This is a genomic window from Candidatus Eisenbacteria bacterium (genome assembly GCA_005893305.1).
Taxonomy (GTDB): domain Bacteria; phylum Eisenbacteria; class RBG-16-71-46; order SZUA-252; family SZUA-252; genus WS-9.
On the sequence record VBOZ01000033.1, the window covers coordinates 147,629 to 153,425 of the forward strand.

The following is a 5,797-nucleotide window of genomic DNA, read 5'->3' on the forward strand; positions in this document are numbered from 1 at the left end:
CTGGATCACGCTCTGGATCTGGGATGTCTTGTCCTCGCGGATCAGATTTCGGAGGGCGTTGACGCCCACCAGGATCTCGAACGCCGCGACCCGGCCTTTCTTATCGGCGGTCGGGATGAGGGTTTGGGCCACGACCCCTTCCAACGATTCGCTCAGCATGGTGCGAACTTGCGCCTGCTGCCCGGTCGGAAAGACATCGATGAGCCGGTCGATCGTCTTGGCAGCCGAGTTGGTGTGCAGGGTTCCGAAGACGAGGTGCCCGGTCTCGGCCGCCGTGATCGCGAGGGACGTCGTCTCCAGATCGCGGAGCTCCCCCACGAGCATGACGTCCGGATCCTCGCGGAGCGCGCCCCGCAGCGCGGCGCTGAAGCTCTCCGTATGCGCTCCGACCTCGCGCTGATTGATCAGGCACTTCTTCGGCTGGTGCACGAACTCGATCGGGTCCTCGATCGTGATGATGTGCTTCTGGCACGTCTCGTTCACGTGATCGATCATCGCGGCGAGCGTCGAGGACTTTCCGCTCCCGGTCGGACCGGTGACGAGCACCAGCCCGCGCTCGCGGAGTGCCAAGTCCTTGAGCACGCGCGGCGTGCCCAGCTGCTCCAGCGTGGGGATCTTGGAGGAGATGACCCGGAATACAGCGGCCATGCCACGGCGCTGCTCGAAGTAATTCGCGCGGAACCGGGCCAGCCCGGGAATCTCGATCGCGAAATCGAGATCCAGCCGTTCGGCGAACTGAGCGCGCTGCGCGTCGGTGAGGAGCTCGTAGAGGGCCTGCCGCGTTTGCTCGGGATCGAGCGGCGGCGCTTGGAGCGGAACCATCTCTCCCCGCAACCGCGCGATCGGCGGCATGCCGGTCGAGACGTGAAGGTCGGAAGCCCCCGCGTTGACGATCGCCTGGAGCAACGGCTGGATCTTGACGGCCATCAGCGTCCTCCGCTAGGGCGCATTGTCGGCGCCGACGCGGCAATGACGAGCGCGTCGCGGTCCGCTTCCGTGAGGATCGTGGCCTCGAGAATTCCGGCGTCCGCCTCGGAGACCGCCGGGGTGGACCACACCCCCGAGCCCTCCCGCCGCGCGGACGGAAGCGAGATCATGGCGAAGGGGCGGTCGCGAAGCACGGCACGCCCGTGGCGGCTGCGGGCGAGCTCGGCGAGGAGCATGCGGCCGTCGAGCCAGTCGGTCCTTACGAAGACCAGCCGCCCCACCGTCGCGCCGCTCAGCACGCCCTCGATCGCGCTGCCCCGAAGCACATCATCCAGCACCAGGACGTCCGCTCCGAGCCCGACCGCGATCCGCTCCCAATCCGTCTCGGCGCCGCCCACCGCGGTGATTCGGACCCGCGTCGTCCCTGGCGCATACGGCGCCGACGAAGCCGGCTCCAAGACGAGCGTCCTCCGCTCCGGGCAAGCGGCGAGCGCGGCCAGCGAGGCGAGCACCGTCGAGCCTCCAGAGCGCGGCGGACCGTGTACGATCACCAATCCCTCCGGGCCTTCAACAAAGTCCCTGATCTCGGCCTCCCCGATCGGCGACAGGCCGAGCGCCGAGAGGTCGGGTGCCGCGGCCAGGACCGGCGTCAATCGAAGCACCGTCGTCACGCCGGAGTCGGCGCGGCAGTGGAGGACGGCGGCGTGGATGTTCGTGCCGCCGACGTCGACGACGACCGAGCCGCACGCGCTGGCGACGCTGCCTTCCATCAGGTCCGGCGCGCCGAGTTGCGCCAGGCGCTGGCGCAGGTACGCCGAGGTTTCCGGACGCTCCACACCCTGGCGCTCGAGGCCGCGATCCGTACGGTAATGAATCGAGAGGCCTTCTGGGGACGGGATGAAGTGGATCTCCGACGCGCGGCGTCTCTGCGCCCCGTGAAGGTGGTACAGGAGAAAGCTGGTCCCCGCCCGGTCCCAGACCACGTCGAAGCGCCCGATCCCCGTGGGCTTCCGTGCCTCCTCCTCGATCCGCTCGAGGCCGTATATCGAGTCCAGGGCGCGGCGGATCGCCGATGGGCAGCCGATCACCAGGGTCGTCCGCGCGCCCGCGGCATGGCGCAGCTCGGCGACCGGCTCGGTGTCGGTGGGGTCGACCGTCGCGATAACGATCTCGTCATGGCTCCGGAAAAGTGGGACGGCCTGCACCCGGCGGAGGAGCGCCTCGCCGAAGCGGTTCACGAGCTCCGAATCCAGGGTATCGGCGTGCACGTCGGCGTAAGGGACGCCGAGCTGCTTCGAAAGCGCCCAGGCGATGTTCTCCTCTGTCGTGAAGCCCAGCTCGACGAGCGACTCTCCGATCAGGCGTCCTGTCTCGACCTGGCGCACCAGGGCGAGATCGACCTGCTCCGGCGTGACGATTCCGCCGTCGATGAGAATGGAGGTCAACCCGCGCTTCTTTTGTCCGATCGCGGCCACCAGGTACCTCGCTTCAGGGTGGAGTGGAAGTGCCGGCGCGGGGTTCGATTCGCAAGGCATGTGCCACGCGGGGATAGCGTTGGCCGGTCGATTTATAGAAATAATTTCGGGCGCCGCGCGGCCCGCGCCCCCCGGCCGAACGGGCTGTGAAATGGCGCGTTAAGATCGGAGGGGGTTCTGGCGATTTACTGACACTGCGGGGATCGGACGCGCGGCAAGCCGGCGCAATGCTTGCCCCACCGGGCGGCAAGCGGTTAGATTCTGCGCGGTTTCGGGGGTCGGAGATTCGAACTCTGCAACGGGGAGTCCATGGCGCAAGCACAATTGAAGCTGAAGCTAAAGAGAGTGCCACGCAAGACGCCCGCCGCGTCCGGCTCGAAGAAGCCGAGCCCGCCGCCGCAATCCTCCAAGCCGGCCGCGAAGAAGATCGTCCGGCTCACGGCCGCGGACCTTGCCGAGAAGCAGCGCGAGATCTCCGTCAGCGAGTTCTTCACCAAGAACCGCCACCTTCTCGGCTTCGACAGCCCGGCCAAGGCGCTCTTGACGACCGTGAAGGAAGCGGTCGACAACGCCCTCGACGCGTGCGAGGAGGCGGGAATCCTCCCGGACATTCTGATCGAGATCCAGGGGATCTCCGAGACGCGCTACCGGGTGGCGGTCCAGGACAACGGGCCCGGCATCGTGAAGGCGCAGGTGCCGAAGATCTTCGGCCAGCTCCTCTACGGCTCGAAGTTCCACCGGCTCCGCCAGTCGCGCGGGCAGCAGGGGATCGGGATCTCCGCGGCCGGCATGTACGGCCAGCTCACGACCGGAAAGCCGATCACGGTCATCTCGCGGGTCGGCGCGGGCAAGCCTGCCCACAAATTCGACATCCAGATCGACACGCGCCGGAACGCGCCGGTCGTGACCGCCGACGACGAGGTCAAATGGGAGCCGGAGCACGGGACGCGCGTCGAAATCGAGATCGAAGCGACATACAAGAAGGGGAGGCACTCGGTCGACGGCTACGTCGAGCAGACCGCGATGGCGAATCCCCACGCGGCGATCACCTACGTCGCCCCGGACGGTGAGCGGCTCGCGCTGGAACGCGTGGCCGCGGAGCTCCCCAAGGCGCCGCTCGAGATCAAGCCGCACCCGCACGGCGTCGAGCTGGGCATTCTCCTCAAGATGCTCCACGAGACGAAGGCGCGGAACCTCAAGGGATTCCTGAGCAGCGAGTTCTCGCGCGTGAGCCCGGCCGTGGCGGAGGAGATCTCCCGGGCGGCGTCCCTTTCGCCGAACATGACGCCGCAGAAGGCGGCACGGGACCAGGCCGAGGCGCTCTACAACGCGGTCCAGGCGACCAAGCTGATGGCGCCTCCTTCCAACGTGCTCTCGCCGATCGGCGAGGAGCTGCTCCTGACCGGGCTCAAGAAGCAGGTGGACGCGCGATTCTATGCCGCGACCACGCGCTCCCCCTCGGTCTACCGCGGCAACCCGTTCCTGGTCGAGGCGGCGCTCGCCTACGGGGCCGACAGCCTGCCCGGCGACGAGCTGGTCACGCTGCTTCGATTCGCGAACCGCGTTCCGCTTCTCTACCAGCAGTCGGCGTGCGCGGTGACCAAGGCGGTGATCCAGACGAACTGGAAATCGTACGGCATCCAGCAGTCGAGGGGCGCGCTCCCGACGGGGCCGATGATCCTGATGGTCCACATCGCCTCGGTCTGGGTTCCGTTCACGTCGGAGTCCAAGGAGTCGGTCGCCTCTTATCCCGAGATCGCGAAGGAGATACGCCTCGCGCTTCAGGACGTCGGGCGCAAGCTGGGGATCTTCATCCGGCGCGGCCTGCGCGAAGAGGACGCCGAGAAGAAGCGCTCCTACATCGAGAAGTACATCCCCCACATCGGGATCGCGCTGCAGGAAATTCTCGGCATCGACGACAAGCGGAAGGAAAAGGTCTGCGCGACCTTGAAAGACACCCTGGAGCGGAGCCGTCTACCATGAGCGACACCGGCGTCGTCCCCAAGATCAAGAAAGAGGCGAAGGGCGTCGAGGAGCAGATCCTCAAGAAGAAGAAGCCGACGCTCTATTTCCCGATTCGATCCCTCGCCAACGTGCGCTACCTCGAGAAGGAAGGCTACTTCGAGATCAAGGGCAAGAAGAAGGAGCGCACCCTTACCGTCAACACGGTGAAGACCTTCGCGCAGACGCTCAAGATGATGGCGCTGTCGAAGACGCTGGTCGAGACCGACGACATCGCGACCAAGCGGGAAGCCTACTACGTCTCCAAGAATTGGGGGGACGCCCGCTTCCTCGAGCAAGAGGAATCCGACACGGTCATGGACGACGTCGAGGCCCTCTTCGAGGTGAACCGCGAGCAGATGGGCTTCGTTCCCGAGGAAAAGGGGGGCGACGTCGCGGGGACCCTCATCGTCGTCGACAAGGACCCGGACACCGGCAAGGCCATTCGAATCGACTGCACGAAGTTCGGGAGCGGCGCCTATTCCATCCCGATCTCGGTCGAGGACCTCAAGTTCGAGACCACGGCGAAATTCATTCTGGTCATCGAGACCGCGGGCATGTTCCAGCGCCTCGTGAAGCACGGCTACTGGAAGAAGGCGAGCTGCATCCTGGTCTCGATGGGGGGCGTTCCGACGCGGGCCTGCCGGCGCTTCATCCGCCGGCTCGCCGACACGCAGAAGATCCCGGTCTACGTGTTCGTGGACGGCGATCCCTACGGCATCAGCAACATCTACCGGACGTTCAAGGTGGGCTCGGGGAACGCGGCGCACATCAACGAATTCTTCTGCGTGCCCCAGGCCCGCTTCCTGGGCATCACGCCGCAGGACATCATCGACTACAAGCTACCGACGCACCCGCTCAAGGAGGTCGACGTCAAGCGCGCGAAGGACGCGATCAAGAACGACCCGTTCTTCAAGCACCACAAGCCGTGGGCGAAGGCGATGGAGCAGCTGGTGACGATGGGGGTCCGCGCGGAGCAGCAGGCCCTGGCCGCGCACGGTCTCAACTACGTGGTGGACACGTACCTTCCCGAGAAGATCGCGCACCCCGACAAGTTCCTGCCTTAATTCGGGGCGCCTGGCGTCTCGATCCACATCGTGGCGGTCGCGCCGTCCTGGTCGATCGTGAGCTTCTCGCCGCGGGGGAGGCGTTGGAGTTTCCTCCAGACTCCCTTCAGCTCGATTTCGCGCCCGTCGTTGATGTCGATCTTGCCCTTCAGGCCGAGCGCGTACATGGCGTCGAGAGGGCCCTTCGGGAGGGTCATGGCGATCGTGGCCATGTCTTTGCCGGGCTCCCAGACCTCGAGGTGCACGACCGCCTTCTTGCCGTACCACCACGGTTGGGGGGAGGGAACGTCGAGGCGAATCGTCCAGATGACGCCGATCGCCAGGCAA

General features: G+C 66.2%; 4 protein-coding genes. 2 read left to right on the forward strand and 2 right to left on the reverse strand.

The features are described 5' to 3' along the window. Both E6K79_11090 and E6K79_11095 read right to left on the reverse strand, forming a co-directional pair. Window positions 1–927: type IV pilus twitching motility protein PilT (locus E6K79_11090; GenBank protein TMQ63190.1), on the reverse strand; the 927-nt coding region annotated here is incomplete at its 3' end. Continuing rightward, entirely contained in the window at window positions 927–2,462 is a 1,536-nt protein-coding gene (locus E6K79_11095) for a hypothetical protein (GenBank protein TMQ63181.1), read from the reverse strand. The genes E6K79_11090 and E6K79_11095, both read right to left, overlap by 1 nt. A 249-nt stretch (window positions 2,463–2,711) precedes the next feature. Between E6K79_11095 and E6K79_11100 the strand changes: the two genes are divergently transcribed. Next, entirely contained in the window at window positions 2,712–4,385 is a 1,674-nt protein-coding gene (locus tag E6K79_11100) for a DNA topoisomerase VI subunit B (protein TMQ63182.1), read from the forward strand. Further along, entirely contained in the window at window positions 4,382–5,470 is a 1,089-nt protein-coding gene (locus E6K79_11105) for a DNA topoisomerase VI (protein TMQ63183.1), read from the forward strand. The genes E6K79_11100 and E6K79_11105 overlap by 4 nt, the downstream gene beginning before the upstream one ends. Window positions 5,471–5,797: the final 327 nt, after the last annotated feature.

Bases quoted from the DNA above. Each gene is read 5' to 3' on its own strand.
- E6K79_11095 (TMQ63181.1), bottom strand. From the start codon at position 2,462: ATGCCTTGCGAATCGAACCCCGCGCCGGCACTTCCACTCCACCCTGAA.
- E6K79_11100 (TMQ63182.1), top strand. From the start codon at position 2,712: ATGGCGCAAGCACAATTGAAGCTGAAGCTAAAGAGAGTGCCACGCAAG.
- E6K79_11105 (TMQ63183.1), top strand. From the start codon at position 4,382: ATGAGCGACACCGGCGTCGTCCCCAAGATCAAGAAAGAGGCGAAGGGC.